The 15,787-nt window shown below is 60.0% G+C and carries 14 protein-coding genes, 1 tRNA gene and 1 riboswitch; of the genes, 13 read left to right on the top strand and 2 right to left on the bottom strand.

Annotated features, from left to right (window positions below):
- Positions 1–24: 24 nt before the first annotated feature.
- Complete coding sequence (locus tag NHU87_RS18830) at positions 25–1,137, top strand: enoyl-CoA hydratase/isomerase family protein (protein WP_253551505.1); 1,113 nt, start codon at positions 25–27, stop codon at positions 1,135–1,137.
- A gap of 51 nt (positions 1,138–1,188) precedes the next feature.
- Here NHU87_RS18830 and NHU87_RS18825 read toward each other — a convergent pair whose 3' ends face one another.
- Together NHU87_RS18825 and NHU87_RS18820 are read right to left on the bottom strand one after the other, a co-directional pair.
- On the bottom strand, positions 1,189–1,680 hold the full coding sequence (locus NHU87_RS18825; protein WP_253551503.1) for a hypothetical protein: 492 nt from the start codon (positions 1,678–1,680) through the stop codon (positions 1,189–1,191).
- Between the two features lie 212 nt (positions 1,681–1,892).
- A complete protein-coding gene (locus tag NHU87_RS18820) occupies positions 1,893–2,132 on the bottom strand; it encodes a hypothetical protein (protein ID WP_253551500.1) in 240 nt (79 codons plus the stop codon).
- 283 nt (positions 2,133–2,415) lie between these two features.
- Positions 2,416–2,516, top strand: a riboswitch (guanidine-I (ykkC/yxkD leader).
- Positions 2,517–2,576: 60 nt separating this feature from the next.
- On the opposite strand from NHU87_RS18820, the gene NHU87_RS18815 reads away from it, so the two are divergent.
- From NHU87_RS18815 to NHU87_RS18760, 12 genes are all read left to right on the top strand, one after another.
- Positions 2,577–3,644: a putative urea ABC transporter substrate-binding protein gene (locus tag NHU87_RS18815; protein WP_253551498.1), complete on the top strand. Its 1,068-nt coding sequence runs from the start codon at positions 2,577–2,579 to the stop codon at positions 3,642–3,644.
- Positions 3,645–3,661: 17 nt separating this feature from the next.
- Positions 3,662–4,477: an ABC transporter permease gene (locus tag NHU87_RS18810; protein WP_253551496.1), complete on the top strand. Its 816-nt coding sequence runs from the start codon at positions 3,662–3,664 to the stop codon at positions 4,475–4,477.
- On the top strand, positions 4,474–5,262 hold the full coding sequence (locus NHU87_RS18805) for an ABC transporter ATP-binding protein (RefSeq protein ID WP_253551495.1): 789 nt from the start codon (positions 4,474–4,476) through the stop codon (positions 5,260–5,262). The genes NHU87_RS18810 and NHU87_RS18805 overlap by 4 nt, the downstream gene beginning before the upstream one ends.
- A gap of 12 nt (positions 5,263–5,274) precedes the next feature.
- Positions 5,275–6,000, top strand: coding sequence for an urea amidolyase associated protein UAAP1 (locus NHU87_RS18800; RefSeq protein WP_253551494.1), 726 nt, complete (start codon positions 5,275–5,277; stop codon positions 5,998–6,000).
- Positions 6,001–6,011: 11 nt separating this feature from the next.
- Positions 6,012–6,653 (top strand): urea amidolyase associated protein UAAP2, encoded by a 642-nt coding sequence (locus tag NHU87_RS18795; protein ID WP_253551493.1) that lies wholly within the window; start codon positions 6,012–6,014, stop codon positions 6,651–6,653.
- A 302-nt stretch (positions 6,654–6,955) separates the two neighbouring features.
- A complete protein-coding gene (gene uca, locus NHU87_RS18790; protein ID WP_253551492.1) occupies positions 6,956–10,597 on the top strand; it encodes an urea carboxylase in 3,642 nt (1,213 codons plus the stop codon).
- A 15-nt stretch (positions 10,598–10,612) separates the two neighbouring features.
- Entirely contained in the window at positions 10,613–12,391 is a 1,779-nt protein-coding gene (gene atzF / locus NHU87_RS18785) for an allophanate hydrolase (protein ID WP_253551491.1), read from the top strand.
- A 108-nt stretch (positions 12,392–12,499) separates the two neighbouring features.
- Entirely contained in the window at positions 12,500–12,718 is a 219-nt protein-coding gene (locus NHU87_RS18780) for a cysteine-rich CWC family protein (protein ID WP_052964783.1), read from the top strand.
- Between the two features lie 45 nt (positions 12,719–12,763).
- On the top strand, positions 12,764–13,456 hold the full coding sequence (locus NHU87_RS18775; protein WP_253551490.1) for a pseudouridine synthase: 693 nt from the start codon (positions 12,764–12,766) through the stop codon (positions 13,454–13,456).
- Between the two features lie 315 nt (positions 13,457–13,771).
- A complete protein-coding gene (locus NHU87_RS18770) occupies positions 13,772–14,656 on the top strand; it encodes an alpha/beta fold hydrolase (RefSeq protein ID WP_253551489.1) in 885 nt (294 codons plus the stop codon).
- A 183-nt stretch (positions 14,657–14,839) separates the two neighbouring features.
- Positions 14,840–14,913: transfer RNA gene (locus NHU87_RS18765), tRNA-Gly, on the top strand.
- A gap of 283 nt (positions 14,914–15,196) precedes the next feature.
- A complete protein-coding gene (locus NHU87_RS18760; RefSeq protein WP_253551488.1) occupies positions 15,197–15,757 on the top strand; it encodes a magnesium transporter in 561 nt (186 codons plus the stop codon).
- Positions 15,758–15,787: the final 30 nt, after the last annotated feature.

The following is a 15,787-nucleotide window of genomic DNA, read 5'->3' as shown; positions in this document are numbered from 1 at the left end:
CTCAATTTCCCGATCGAGGTCACGATGAATCTGCACTTCGAAGAACTCACCGGCACCGACGGCGCACGTATCGGCATCGCCAGCCTGGATGCCGAAAAATCCCTTAATGCCCTCTCCTTGCCGATGATCAACGCCCTGCGCGATCAACTGGACGTCTGGGCCAAGGAGCCACAGATCGTTTGCGTGCTGCTGCGCGGCAATGGCGCCAAGGCTTTTTGCGCCGGCGGCGAAGTACGCAGCCTGGTGGAGGCCTGTCGCGCCCATCCCGGCGAAGTGCCGCCCTTGGCTGCGCACTTCTTTGCGGCAGAATACCGCCTCGACTTCAACCTGCACACCTACCCGAAACCGCTGATCTGCTGGGGTCATGGTTACGTGCTGGGCGGCGGCATGGGGCTGCTGCAAGGGGCGAGTATCCGGATCGTTACGCCGAGCAGCCGGTTGGCGATGCCGGAAATTGGCATCGGTTTGTACCCTGACGTCGGCGCCAGTTGGTTTCTGTCGCGGTTGCCCGGCAAGCTCGGAGTGTTTCTCGGCCTGACCGGCGCCCCGATGAACGGTCGTGATGCGATCGATCTGGACCTCGCCGACCGCTTCCTGCGCGATGATCAACAGCATGAGCTGCTCGAAGGTTTGCTGCAATTGAACTGGCAGGAACAGACAGCCATGCAGCTCAACAGCCTGCTCAAGGCCTTGCAGCAGGAAGCGATCGCGCAAATGCCTGAAGCGCAGTGGCTGCCTCGACGCGAGCAGATCGACGAACTGTTGGATGTCAGCGACGTTCAATGCGCCTGGAAGGCCATCAGTGCGCTACACGATCATTGCGACCCGCTGCTCGCTCGTGCCGCCAGAACCATGACTGAAGGCTCGCCCCTGACCGCTCATCTGGTGTGGGAACAGATCGTTCGCGCCCGGCATCTATCGCTGGCTCAAGTCTTTCAGATGGAATACACCATGAGCCTCAATTGCTGCCGGCATCCGGAGTTCAGCGAAGGCGTGCGAGCGCGGTTGATCGACAAGGACCAGAAACCTCGCTGGCATTGGCCGGACATCAATACTGTGCCGGAGGCGGCGGTGGAGGCGCATTTCCATAAGGTCTGGGAAGGCCGGCATCCTCTGGCCGATCTATCGGAATACTGAAAATTCGAGCATAAAAAAGCGGCGCTTCATGCGCCGCCTTTTATTGAGCGGTTAACGGTGGCCGCCTCGGCCATCGTGATCGCCGCGATTGCGGTGATCGCCTCTTCCGTCACGGCGATCCCTGTGGCCTCGATAGTCATCGCCCCGGCCGCCTCGATTCCGGCCGTCCCAACCGCCCCGGTGATGACCGTCCCAACCTCTGCGGTCATGACGATCCCATCCGCGATTCTGGTAGACCCGGTAGTCTGCTCGTGGCGCCGGCTGGTAATAGCGCGGGGCCGGTTGATAAATCCGCGGCTGATGGTAATAACGCGGCGTTGGCTGGTAATACCGAGCAGGTGGCGAGTAATACCTGCGCGGGGCCGAGTAGTAACGTCCATCGGAGTAGTAAGCCCCGCCACCGGAATAATACGGCGCTGGGGACGTGTAGACCTCGGAACGGTAGTAGCTGGCTCCTCCATCGGAATAGGGCACACACGCACCAAGAGACAATCCCAATAGACCAATCAGCAGAATTTGGCGGATCTGTTTTTGACAGAGCATGGCGGCCTCCTGGACCGCGAGTGAACCACACCAGCGACGCTGGCAGGCGACAGTCAATGGTTCGGCGACTGTCGAAATATCAGACAGTGAAATCGGAATCTGGTGCGTCCTTGCAACACGTTGAAACAAGTAGCCGATGAAAGGTTTTTCATCCAGCCCACAAGAAAACAGCGCGTCCGTAAGCCAGACGCGCTGTTGTATTCATGAACCGGTTAACGGTGCCCGCGATGGTGTCCGCCGCGATGGTGATGACGGGGACCACTGAAATAATAGTAACGATAACCCCCGTAAAAACGCGGGCCGCCGTAGTAGTAAGGTGAGTAGTAATAACCGGGGTAGTAATAAGGGGTCGGGTAGAAATCGCCCGAGCCTGCGTAGTAGTAACAGCCGGACAGGCCCAAACCAAAAAACACACTGAGCAATATTCGACGCAGCTTTGTTTGACAGAACATGGAGGCCTCCTGGAAGACCTGCAACAGCAGTCGACTGACATCTGTTTTGACTTTCAAACCGGCACCGAGTGCCAGACAGCGTCTGGCCTTCAGATCAGCGGCCACTGCGTCCATCTACGGTGCATAGACATGCGCCAATGCACCATGACAAGGCAGGGCATGCTGCTTGTTTATCCCTCCCTTTTCCTCGATGCCCAAGCTAGAGGGCTCAAGCCGACTTGGCACGGCTCTCGCTTAGCCAAAGGCGTGCAGGAGTCATCACAGGTTCGCGGCACCACAATTTGCAATGGCTGACTAGGGTTCCGGCTCGCTTAGGCGAGTGGCTGGTCCGAGAGTTGGCGACCTCCAGTTGAGGTTACACGGCGGGACAAAAGCCCGGGAGACAAGCCACCGTTCACGGTGCCGCTGCCTTCCTGTCCGCCCTTGATCAACTGGAGAACCACCATGCTCAAGCTTCGTTTACCCACCCTGCTCGCCACTGCTTTCGCAGCCCTCGTGAGCGTCTCGTCTCAAGCTGCACAGAAAGACCACTTCAGCGTCTGCTGGACCATCTACGCCGGTTGGATGCCTTGGGAATACGCGGGCAGCCAAGGCATCGTCGACAAATGGGCGAAAAAGTACGGCATCAAAATCGATGTGGTGCAGCTCAACGATTACGTCGAATCCATCAACCAATACACCGCCGGCCAGTTCGACGGGTGCACCATGACCAACATGGATGCGCTGACCATTCCGGCTGCCGGTGGCGTCGACAGCACGGCCCTGATCGTCAGCGACTTCTCCAACGGCAACGACGGCATTGTGCTCAAAGGCGAAGGCAAGAAAGTCGCCGACCTCAAGGGCATGGACGTCAATCTGGTGGAGCTCTCGGTGTCCCACTACCTATTGGCCCGGGCGCTCGATTCGGTGGACCTCACCGAGAAAGACTTGAAAGTGGTCAACACCTCCGACGCCGACATTTCGGCCGCCTTCAACACCGACCAGGTCAACGCCGTCACCACCTGGAACCCGATGCTCTCGGACATCAAGGCCAAACCCGGCGTGACCGAAGTTTTCAACTCCAGCCAGGTTCCCGGCGAAATCATGGACATGATGGTGGTCAACAGCGCGACTCTCAAAGACAACCCGGCCCTGGGCAAAGCGCTGACCGGTGCGTGGTTTGAAGTGGTGGAGTTGATGAACGCCAAAAACGCCGCCAGCAAAGCTGCCCTCGAACACATGGCCAAAGCGTCGGGCACTGACCTCGCTGGTTTCCAAGCGCAACTCGATACCACCAAATTGTTTGCCACACCCAAAGAAGCGTTGGAATTCGCCACCAGCAAGCAACTGCCCGACACCATGCGCAAGGTCGCCGAGTTTTCCTTTCAGCACGGCTTGCTGGGTGAAGGCGCCAAGGACACCAGCGCCATCGGCATGGCTTTCGCCAATGGCGTGACCAGCGGCGACAAGACCAACCTCAAGCTGCGCTTCGATCCGAGCTACGTGCAGATGGCTGCCGACTCCACGTTGTAATAACGGAGGACTGGGCCATGCGCCTGATCAATCGCCACCCGGATCGTCCGAGTCGCCTGCTGTTGGTGATTCTGCCGTTCGCCCTGGTGTTGTTCGCCTACTTCATGGGCTCGGCCGATCGGCTGATGGACAACCCCAACGACAAACTGCTGCCCAGTGCCGTGCAGATGACCGATGCGGTGAAACGCCTCGCCTTCACCGCCGACACCCGCTCCGGTGAATACCTGCTCTGGCAAGACACTGCCTCGAGCCTTCGCCGACTGGCCATCGGCCTTGGCATCAGCGCGTTGGCCGGGCTGTGCCTGGGCATCGCCGCCGGGACCCTGCCGCTGTTCGGCGCACCGTTGTCGCCGGTACTCACCGTGCTGTCGATGGTGCCGCCGCTGGCGATCCTGCCGATGCTGTTCATCGTGTTCGGGCTGGGGGAGTTGTCGAAAGTGATGCTGATCGTGATCGGGATCACCCCATGCCTGGCCCGTGACCTGGAACAGCGAGCCCGGGAAATTCCCGTCGAGTTGCTGATCAAGGCACAGACGCTTGGCGCTTCGACCTGGACCTTGATGCTGCGTGTGGTGCTACCGCAATTGTTGCCGCGCCTGTTGATCTCGCTGCGGCTGATGCTGGGTTCGGCGTGGTTGTTCCTGATTGCCGCAGAAGCCATCGCCTCCACCGATGGTCTCGGCTATCGAATTTTTCTGGTGCGCCGTTACTTGGCGATGGACGTAATCCTGCCATACGTGGTCTGGATCACCCTGCTCGCCTGGTTGATGGATTGGGGCCTCAAGCGCCTGACCCAACGGGCGTTCCCTTGGTATGAGGGGGCCCGCGCATGAGCTTCATCACAGTGAAAAACGTCTGGCAGCAATACGCCGATCAGGTAGTGCTCGAAGGTCTGAACCTGAACGTCAACGAAGGTGAGTTCTGCACACTCGTCGGGGCGTCAGGTTGCGGGAAATCGACTTTCCTGCGGCTACTGCTGGGCCAGGACCGCGCCAGTCGCGGCGAGATTCTGTTGGACGGCCAGGCCCTGGCCAGCGAACCGGATGCCAGCCGTGGTGTGGTATTCCAGCGCTACTCGGTGTTCCCGCACCTGACAGTTCTGGACAACGTCGCCCTCGGCCTCGAACTGCCGCGCTCCCCGTTGCTGGGCCGGTTGTTCGGCAGCGCAAAAAAAGACGCGCAAGAACAAGCCTCGGTATTGCTGCACAAAGTCGGCCTCGGACACTCGCTGGACAAGTACCCGGCGCAGCTCTCCGGCGGTATGCAACAACGGCTGGCAATCGCCCAGGCATTGATCATGAAACCGCGCGTGCTGCTGCTCGACGAACCGTTCGGCGCGCTCGATCCGGGCATCCGCAAGGACATGCACGGCTTGCTGCTGGAGCTGTGGCGCGAGACGCAGCTGACGGTGTTCATGGTCACCCATGACCTGTCCGAAGGTTTCAGCCTCGGCACCCGTTTGCTGGTATTTGACAAGGTCCGTATCGACCCGCATGCCCCCGGTGCCTATGGCGCACGCATCACTTACGACATCCCTTTGAACAGCGACCGCCGCGCCAATCGCGCCGCTGTCGACGCCCTGCTGCCTCAGTTGGCAGGGTCGCCTCGCATCGCTTAGAGGAATTTACACATGACTGACTCGACTCAACTATTTGCGCCCTTCGCCGAAGAAATGCTCCCCGGCGGCGGCCATCGTTCCTTCGTTCTGAAACGCGGCCAATTAATGCGCCTGACCGACCTGCGCGGCGGTGCCAACGTCAGCCTGACGCTGCTCAACGCCAACGAAAAAACCGAACGCCTGAACCTGCCCGACAGCCTCAAATGCCAACACACCGCCAAGCTCACCACTGGCCATTGCCTGTACTCGGACATGGGCCGCGTGTTGGCGGCAATCACCGCCGACACCTGCGGCTGGAGCGACAGCCTCGGCGGCGTGCTGTGCGCTGAAGAGGTCGCGCAAAAGTACGGCGCGGGCCGCTATCAGGAACTGCGCAACGGTTTCTTCCGCAACGGCACCGACAACCTGTTGGTGGAACTGGGCAAGTGGGGTCTGGGCCTGTCCGATCTGTTGATGACCCTCAACCTGTTCAGCCGCGTGAACGTCGATGAGGCCGGGCGTTTCCACTTCGTCGAAGGCAACTCAAAGGCCGGTGATTACATCGAGTTGTACGCGCCGATGGACACCCTGGTGGTACTCACTGCGCTGCAACATCCGATGGACCCGGCGCCTGAGTACGCACCCAAACCGCTGAAGCTCAGCTGGATGAACGCCGATGCGAGTGTCGCCGAACACTGCCGCACCTCGCGCCTGGAAAACGAGCGCGGCTTCATCAATACCGACCGTCTGTTCGCCTGAGGATCGCTGCCATGTCACTCGCTATCGCCACCGCTCAACAGCTGCCTGAAACCGCGATCTACCGCGCCACCATCCCCGCCGGCGAACCCTGGCTGATGGAAGTCAAAGCCGGTCAGACACTGCGTATCCTCGACCTTGAAGGCAATCAGGCGGTCGACACCTTGTTCTACAGCGTTGCCAACCCGAAGGAGCGCTACGACGTACAACGCACGTTACGTCGGCAGAACAGCGTCTACCTGAGCACCGGCAGCGTGCTCTATTCCAACCTCGGCAAACCGATGCTGACCATCGTCGCCGACACTTGCGGCCGTCACGACACCCTCGGCGGTGCCTGCGCCCAAGAGAGCAACACCGTGCGTTATGCGCTGGAGAAACGCTACATGCACAGCTGCCGCGACAACTACCTGCGCGCCTGTGTCCACGATGGTCGGCTGGGCAAGGGGGACATCGGGCCGAACATCAACTTCTTCATGAACGTGCCGGTGACGGCCGACGGCGGCCTGACCTTCGAAGACGGGATTTCGGCACCGGGCAAATACGTCGACCTGCGGGCCGAGATGGACGTGATCGTACTGATCTCCAACTGCCCACAACTGAACAACCCGTGCAACGCCTACAACCCGACGCCTGCGGAGGTGCTGGTATGGAACTGAAATTTTCGCGTTTACGTAGATGGTTGTTTGCGTTCTGCCAAGCCCGTTCCGGCCAGTGCCTCAAACAGCCAAAACACCACTGAAACCTGTGGGAGCGAGCTTGCTCGCGATAGCGGTGTGTCAGTCGACATCGATTTTGAAAGTTCCGACGCCATCGCGAGCAAGCTCGCTCCCACAAGGGTTCGGTGGTGTTTGGGAGTTAATTCTGCCGCCGAGGACGACCTCGGCGCCTTTCGAAAAACTGCGGGACGGCCCGCATCCCAGGTCGAGGCTGATGCGTTATCGCCTCCAGGGGTCATGCCATGTTCAAAAAAGTTCTCATTGCCAACCGTGGCGCCATCGCCTGCCGCATCCTGCGCACCCTCGGTGAATTGCAGGTCAAGGGCGTCGCGGTTTACTCCGAAGCCGACGCCGCCAGCCTGCATATTCTGCAAGCCTCTGAGGCCCACTGCCTCGGTGAAGGCGCGGCAGCCGGCACGTATCTGGCCGTGGATAAAATCCTCACCATCGCAAAAGCCACCGGTGCCACCGCGATCCATCCCGGTTATGGTTTTCTCTCGGAAAACGCTGCATTCGCCCAAGCGTGCGAAGCGGCCGGCATCGCCTTCATCGGCCCTACACCAGAGCAACTGCGGGTGTTCGGCCTCAAGCACACCGCACGCGCACTGGCCAAGCAACACGGCGTGCCAATGCTCGAAGGTACCGAGCTGCTCGACAGCCTCGACGCAGCGTTGATAGCAGGCGAGCAGGTCGGCTATCCGGTGATGCTCAAAAGCACCGCCGGCGGAGGCGGCATTGGTATGCGCGTGTGCCGCAGCGCCGGCGAATTGAGCGAGTCGTTCGAAGCCGTCAAACGCCTTGGTCAGAACAATTTCAGCGACGCCGGCGTGTTCATCGAAAAGTACATCCAACGCGCTCGGCATCTGGAAGTGCAGGTGTTCGGCGACGGCCAGGGTGAGGTCATTGCCCTCGGCGTGCGCGACTGTTCGGTGCAGCGGCGCAACCAGAAAGTCCTCGAGGAAACCCCGGCGCCGAACCTGCCCGAGGGCATGGCTGACGAACTCTGTGCCGCGGCGATCAAACTGGCCACAGCGGTGAATTACCGCAGCGCGGGCACTGTGGAATTCGTCTTCGACAGCGATGCCCAGCATTTCTATTTTCTTGAAGTGAATACCCGTTTACAGGTAGAGCACGGCGTCACCGAACAAGTGTGGGGCGTAGATCTGGTGCGCTGGATGGTGGAACTGGCGGCCGGTGATTTGCCGCCGCTGCGCACGTTGAGTCAAGGATTGAAAGCCTGCGGCCATTCCATTCAGGCACGACTCTATGCCGAAGATCCGGGTCGGGATTTCCAGCCGAGTCCCGGTCTGCTCACTGCCGTGAACTTCCCTGCCGCCGATGGGAAACACCTGCGCATCGACACGTGGGTCGAGGCCGGTTGTGAGATCCCGCCGTACTTCGATCCGATGATCGCCAAGGTCATCAGCTGGGCGCCGACTCGCGAAGAAGCGCGCGTCGATCTGCATCAGGCTCTGGGTGACAGCCTGCTGTATGGCGTGGAAACCAACCGCGATTACCTACGCCAGATTCTGCTCGATGCTCCCTTTGCCAGTGGCCAGCCGTGGACCTGTTGCCTGGAAGGCCTGGTCTATCAAGCCAACACCTTTGAAGTGCTTAGCGCTGGCACCCAGACCAGCGTTCAGGACTATCCCGGACGCCTCGGTTACTGGGCGGTGGGCGTGCCGCCGTCGGGACCGATGGACAACCGGGCACTGCGTCTGGGCAATCGCTTGCTGGGGAACGATGAAGGTGCAGCGGCGCTGGAAATCACCATGAGCGGTCCGTTATTGCGCTTCAATTGTGATGCGGTGGTGGCCGTCACCGGTGCGGTGATTCCACTGACGTTGAATGGTGAAACCGTGGCGATGAACACGGCACTGCTGATTCCCGCCGGTGCCACTTTGAGCCTTGGCACCCTTGGCGGTGCAGGCGCACGCAGCTACCTGTGCCTGCGCGGCGGTCTGCAAGTGCCGGATTATCTGGGCAGCAAGAGTACGTTCACGCTCGGTCAGTTTGGTGGGCATGGTGGCCGTGCGTTGCGCGCTGGCGATGTGTTACATGTGCCTGCCTTGATCGACCGAAGTGCTGGTCAATCACTGGCTGAAGTTCAGATCAGCGAGTTGTCGAGCATGCGGCGTATTCGGGTGATCTACGGTCCGCATGGCGCGCCGGAATACTTCACTGAAAACTACATCGCTACCTTCTTCGCCACGCAGTGGGAAGTGCACTTCAACTCGAGCCGCACCGGTGTGCGGTTGATCGGGCCGAAGCCTGAATGGGTGCGGGCCGACGGTGGTGAAGCGGGATTGCATCCGTCGAATATTCATGACAATCCGTACGCGATTGGCGCGGTGGATTTCACCGGCGACATGCCCGTGATCCTCGGTCCCGATGGCCCGAGCCTCGGTGGTTTTGTCTGCCCGGTGACGGTGATCGAGGCGGACCTTTGGCAGCTGGGTCAGCTCAAGGCTGGGGATAAGGTTCAGTTCATCGCAGTCGACCTCAAGACCGCGCGCAATCTCGCGTTGAAATGGGATTCCTGTGGGAGCTGGCTTGCCTGCGATGAGGCCCGACCAGACACCGCATCAACTTCATCGCAGGCAAGCCAGCTCCCACAGGGGATTGCGTCGCCTGTGGTGTTGGATTTGGGCCAGGACGAAACGAGGCTGGTTGCGAGACTGTCCGGCGACACTCATTTGTTATTGGAAATCGGTGCCCCCGAGCTGGACCTTGTTCTGCGCTTTCGCGCTCACGCGTTGATGCAGGCACTGGAAAGCAAACACCTGCACGGCGTGATCGACCTGACGCCGGGCATCCGCTCGCTGCAAGTGCACTACCAACCCGAGCAGCTGCCGCTGGCCGATCTGCTGGGCATTGTCGCCGGTGAATGGGACGCCGTGTGCGCCGCCAAGGACCTGCAAGTGCCCTCGCGCATCGTCCATCTGCCACTGTCCTGGGATGACCCGGCCTGCCAGTTGGCGATCGAGAAATACATGACCACCGTGCGTAAGGACGCGCCTTGGTGCCCGAGCAATCTGGAGTTCATCCGCCGCATCAACGACCTGCCGAACCTCGACGAAGTGCAGCGCACAGTGTTCGACGCCAGCTATCTGGTAATGGGCCTGGGCGACGTCTACCTCGGCGCACCGGTCGCCACCCCGCTCGATCCTCGGCATCGCCTGGTGACGACCAAGTACAACCCGGCCCGCACCTGGACCGCGGAAAACTCGGTAGGCATTGGTGGCGCCTACATGTGCGTGTACGGCATGGAAGGCCCCGGCGGTTATCAGTTCGTCGGTCGCACGCTGCAGATGTGGAATCGCTATCGCGAAGTCGCCGCGTTCGATGGCAAACCGTGGCTGCTGCGCTTCTTCGACCAGATCCGGTTCTACCCGGTGAGCGCCGATGAACTGCTGCGCATTCGTCGGGATTTCCCGCTGGGGCGCTTTGATCTGAACATCGAACACAGCCAGTTGAATCTCGCGGATTACCAGGCGTTCTTGACCAAGGAAGCTGAGAGCATCGCAGCCTTTCGGGATCAGCAAAAAGGCGCGTTCAATGCCGAGCGCGAACGCTGGATCGCCAGCGGTCAGGCGCACTTCGACAGCGAAGAGCTGGCCCCGGAAGTGACCGAAGATGCACCGCTGGCCAGTGGTCAACGGAGTGTCGACAGCCACATCGCCGGCAACCTCTGGCAGGTTCAGGTGCAGGCTGGCAGCCGGGTCGCGGCGGGGGATGTGCTGGTGATTCTGGAGTCGATGAAGATGGAAATCCCGCTGCTCGCGCCCATGGCGGGCGTGGTGCGCGAGATTCGCGTGCAACCGGGTTCGGCAGTGCGTGCCGGGCAACGTGTGGTGGTGCTGGAACTCGACTCAAGCCATTAAAAAAGGATTAACGCCATGAACATCAATCTGCAACTCGACGCCCTGCGCAACGCTTACCGTGACGGCAGCACTACGCCTCGGCAACTGCTGCTGAACCTGCGTGAAAAAGCCGCGGCACTGAACCCGGACTATCACCTGTTCATCCATTTGCTCAGCGCCCTGGAACTGGAACCGTACCTCGCCGCACTCGACGATCGTGACCCAGGCAGCCTGCCGCTGTACGGCGTACCGTTCGCGATCAAGGACAATATCGACTTGGCGGGCATTCCCACCACGGCGGCGTGTCCGGCGTTTGCTTATGTGCCGGAACGCTCGGCAACCATCGTCGAGCAACTGCTGGCGCTGGGTGCTATCCCGTTGGGCAAGACCAACCTCGACCAGTTCGCCACTGGCCTCAATGGCAGCCGCTCGCCCTATGGCGCTTGCCCAAACAGCGTGTTGCCGGAGTATCCGTCGGGCGGTTCCAGCGCCGGGTCGTCACTGGCGGTGGCTCTCGGGGTGGCGAGTTTTTCCCTGGGCACGGACACGGCAGGCTCCGGTCGCGTGCCGGCGGCATTGAACAATCTGGTCGGTTTGAAAGCCAGCAAAGGGCTGATCTCCACTGCCGGTGTGGTTCCGGCCTGTCGAACGCTCGATTGCGTCACGACTTTCACGGCCACGGCCCGGGAAGCCAGTCAGTTGCTCGCGCTCACCGCTCATCTCGATCCACGGGACGAATACAGCCGCAGTAATCCGCTGTGGAATGACGGCTCGGCTTTCGGCACACCACGTCCATTTCGTTTCGGCGTGCCCCGTGCGCAGGATCTGGCGTTCTTTGGCTGTCCTGAAGGCCCGTTGCTGTTCGGCGATGCCATCGACCAGCTCAAAGCCATGGGCTGCGAGGCGGTCGAACTGGATTTGTCGCCGTTTCTCGAAGCGGCGCGGTTGCTCTACGAGGGGCCGTGGGTGGCCGAGCGTTACAGCGTGGCCGGCGAGTTGATGGAACAACATCCTCAAGCCGTGCTGCCGGTGATTCGCGCCGTGCTGGCCAAAGCTCCAGCGGTAACCGGCGTGCAAACCTTCCGTGCCCAATACCGTCTGCAGGCCTTGAAAGCGCTGTGCGACAAAGCCCTGGAAGGCCTTGATTGCGTGGTCACGCCAACCATCGGCCGCCCGGTGACACGGGCGGAGCTTGCGGCCGAACCGGTGCTGCGCAACTCGGAACTGGGCTACTACACCAACTTCATGAACCTGCTCGATTACGCCGCCGTCGCCGTGCCCAGCGGATTCATGGGCAATGGTTTGCCATGGGGCGTGACATTGTTCGGCCGGGCGTTCACTGATCAGTATCTGTTGAGCGTGGCGGATGCCTTGCAACGCCAGCAAGGGTTGGCCGCGCCTGCGCCGACACATGTTGCGCGCAATGATCGCGCACGGCTGGTGGTCTGCGGCGCGCACCTGGATGGGCTGGCGCTGAACTGGCAACTCAAGCAGCGTGGAGCGCGGCTGGTCGAAGCGACTCACAGTTCTGCCGACTATCAACTGTATGCCCTGGCTGGCGGTCCACCGTATCGTCCCGGCATGGTCCGTGTGAAAGAAGGCGGCGTGGCGATTGCGGTGGAAGTGTGGGAGTTGCCGAGCAGTGAGTTGGGTTCATTCCTGACCGGGATTCCGGCGCCGCTGGGGTTGGGCAAAGTGCAACTGGCGGATGGGCGTTGGGAGAGCGGGTTTATCTGTGAGCCCTATGGGCTGGAGGGGGCGGTGGATATCAGTCATTTGGGCGGGTGGCGTGCGTATTTGAACGATCGTCGTTGATTTTCAGGGTCGCCGGCTTGCGCAGGAGTGCTTGCCGGCCGATCATGCGCGGTCTCGGGCCAAACCAACCGGCCGTCACCGAATGCTCCTCGTAACCGATGCTCCTTCATGAATAAACCTGACCTGTGCCCGGCCTGTGGTGCCTCCAACGACTGCAGCCTGGCTGACCCGCGAACCGTCGATCGCGCCTGCTGGTGCTACGGCGTCAGCATCGATCCGGCGGTGCTTCAGGCGTTGCCCGCCGAACTGCGCGACAAGTCCTGCCTGTGCCCGGCCTGCGCCCAGGTCGAGATGCAGTTGCAAGCAGCCGCTTGGCCGATCACGTAAGATGCGCGGCGCTCTCCCATCGAATCCACCCACCGAACCCTAGCCATGCGCGTTGACCGCTTCCTCAGCAACCTGCCCCGCTTCAACCGTAAGCAGGTACGCCTGTTGCTGGTGGAAAAACGCGTCAGGGTCGACGGAGAAGTCGTCAGCGACCCTCACGCCGAGGTGCTTGAGTTCAGCCGCGTGGAAGTCGACGACGAGGTGCTGCAAGTTGGCAAGCCGGCCCGCTACTTCATGCTGCACAAACCACCCGGTTGCGTCAGTGCCACCCGCGACCCACAACACCCGACGGTGCTCGACCTGATCGATGAACCGGACAGGGACGACCTGCACATCGCCGGTCGCCTGGACTTCAACACCACCGGCCTGATGCTGATCACCAACGATGGCAGCTGGTCGCGACGCCTGACCCAACCGCAGACCAAACTCCCCAAGGTCTACTACGTCGAGACCGAGCAGGACATCACTGCCGAATACGCGGTCACCTTTGCCAAAGGGCTGTATTTCGCCTTCGAAGACCTCACCACACAACCGGCCGAACTGGTCGTGCTCGGGCCAAAATCTGCGCGCCTGAGCATCGTCGAAGGCCGCTATCATCAGGTCAAACGGATGTTCGGCCACTTCGACAACAAGGTGTTGCGACTGCACCGCGAACGCATGGGGCCACTGGTGCTCGACGATGGGTTGAAGCCCGGCGAATACCGGTCGTTGAGCAACGAAGAGATCCGATTGATCTAAGCGGACGACCGCTCAGCAGAAGTTATCGAAAAATTTGCGAAAGATACTTGCGCGATGACGTGACCGCTGCTTGAATCAGGACGTCGGCGCGAAACGTGACCGACGAGTCACAAAACTACTCTAAGAAACTTTTTGCCGGCAGAGAACCCTAAGGTTCCGCCTTCCCCCGGCAAACTGCCCGCTTATAACAATACCCGTCGACCGGCTTTCAATGGATCGACATGGGCCTTCAAAAATTCCAGGCGTATGCCTACCTGTCACAAAGCTCGTGCAATCTGATTTGCGCGCATACCCGCTTGCCAGGAGTCTTATGACATGAGGCCAGAAATCGCTGTGCTGGATATACAGGGTCAGTATCGGGTCTACACGGAGTTCTATCGCGCAGACGCCGCAGAGAAGACCATCATTCTGGTCAACGGCTCGATGTCCACGACTGCGTCGTTTGCACAGACCGTGAAAAACCTTTACCCAGAGTTCAATGTGGTGTGCTACGACCAGCCCTACGCGGGCAAGTCCAAGGCCCACAACCTGCATGAGAAAATGCTCACCAAGGAAATCGAAGGGCAGATCCTCCTCGAGCTGATCGACCACTTCGCCGCCGAGCACGTGCTGTCGTTTTCCTTTGGTGGCGCCGCCACGCTCGTCGCCCTCGCCCAACAGCCACGGCGCATCGAAAAGGCTGTGATCAGCTCGTTCTCGCCGGTGGTCAACGAGCACATGCTCGACTACCTTGAGCGCGGTGTCGATTATCTCGGCAGCCGGGACGGTAACCGGGTCGGTGACCTGGTGAACAGCACCATCGGCAAACACTTGCCCTCGCTGTTCAAGCGCTTCAACTACCGTCACGTCAGTTCATTGGCCGAACATGAATACGGGCAGATGCATTTTCACATCAGCGACGTACTCCACAGCGACCGTCAGTGCTACCTGAACGCGGCGAAGAAAATCAACGTGCCAGTGCTGTTCATGAACGGCGAATGGGACGAGTACACCGCCGCCGCCGATGCCAAGCTGTTCGCTGGCCACGTGCAGCACAGCACCTTCAGTACCCTGCAGGCCACCGGCCACTTTCTCGACATGGAGCACAAAGCCGCCTGCCGAGACAGCCGCAACGCACTGCTGGGCTTCCTGAAACCGGCGCAACACGAAAGCCGGCCGCGTTACCACTACGTCCAGGACCACCATGCATTGGCAATCTGAAACAGAGTCATCGCGAGCAAGCCCCGCCCTACTGCAACACTGATGCAATTCTGTAGGCGCGAGGCTTGCCCGCGAATGACCGCCACGCGGTCGATGCTTTCGTTTAACCCGTGCTAAAGCCATCGAGCATAAAGAAAAACTTCAAATCCGCGCTCACATCTGGTACAAAGTCAGCCGCTCTGAGCGGGTGTCGTATAATGGCATTACTCCAGCTTCCCAAGCTGATAACGAGGGTTCGATTCCCTTCACCCGCTCCAATCAGATTTCAGTCTTACGTCGTTTTTTGACGGGGGATGCAGATAAAGAAAAAACCGGCCTCGATGGCCGGTTTTTTTGTGTCTGGGGTTTGGGGCTTGGGCCAAGCCCTGCCACCTCTCAGATCTTGACGTTGCCCGGCCCGCATGCTAGCGAATGCTATACTTCCTTCAAATTGCATGAAGCGCGCAACGTTCCCCACGGACACAGATACCGACTGCAAATCTCAGTTAACGGCTGCAAGACAGAGGAGGTCTACAGCCAATACGAGATGGGAGGTGTGGCATGAATCGGCACTATTACATCAGTGACAATCTCGACGATCTCGAAGCCGTTGAAAATGAACTGGAAGCCAACGGCATCAATACCGAACAAATTCATGTGCTCAGTGAACAAGTTGCTGATGTTGAAGAACATCACCTCCACGAGGTCAACTCGTTAATGAAACAGGATGTTGTTCACTCTGGCGAGATTGGTGCTGTGGTGGGATTGCCACTCGCGGCGCTGGTCCTTGGCGGCGCCTATTGGATGGGTTGGACCGAATCCGCCGCAGGCTGGGTGCCTTTTATCTTCCTGGCCATTGTTATATTTGGCTTCTGCATCTGGGAAGGCGGCTTTTTTGGTATCCAGGTGCCGAACGCTCACTTCCGCAATTTTAAACAGCTGGTAGAAGATGGAAAACATATCTTCTTCGTGGATGTTGAACCGGATCAGGAACCGATATTGGACCGGGTAATCGAACATCATCCAACGCTGACAGTCGCCGGCACGGGAACGGCAGCTCCCCACTGGACAGTGGCCTGGCAGCACAAATGGCACCAGTTCAAGCGAGTGATATCGGGTTAGCCATGGAGACTGAAGGCCATCCGGAAGCTG

It is taken from the genome of Pseudomonas mandelii (assembly GCF_024138395.1).
Taxonomy (GTDB): Bacteria; Pseudomonadota; Gammaproteobacteria; order Pseudomonadales; family Pseudomonadaceae; genus Aquipseudomonas; species Aquipseudomonas mandelii_E.
This window is presented reverse-complemented; position numbering and strand designations above follow the sequence as displayed.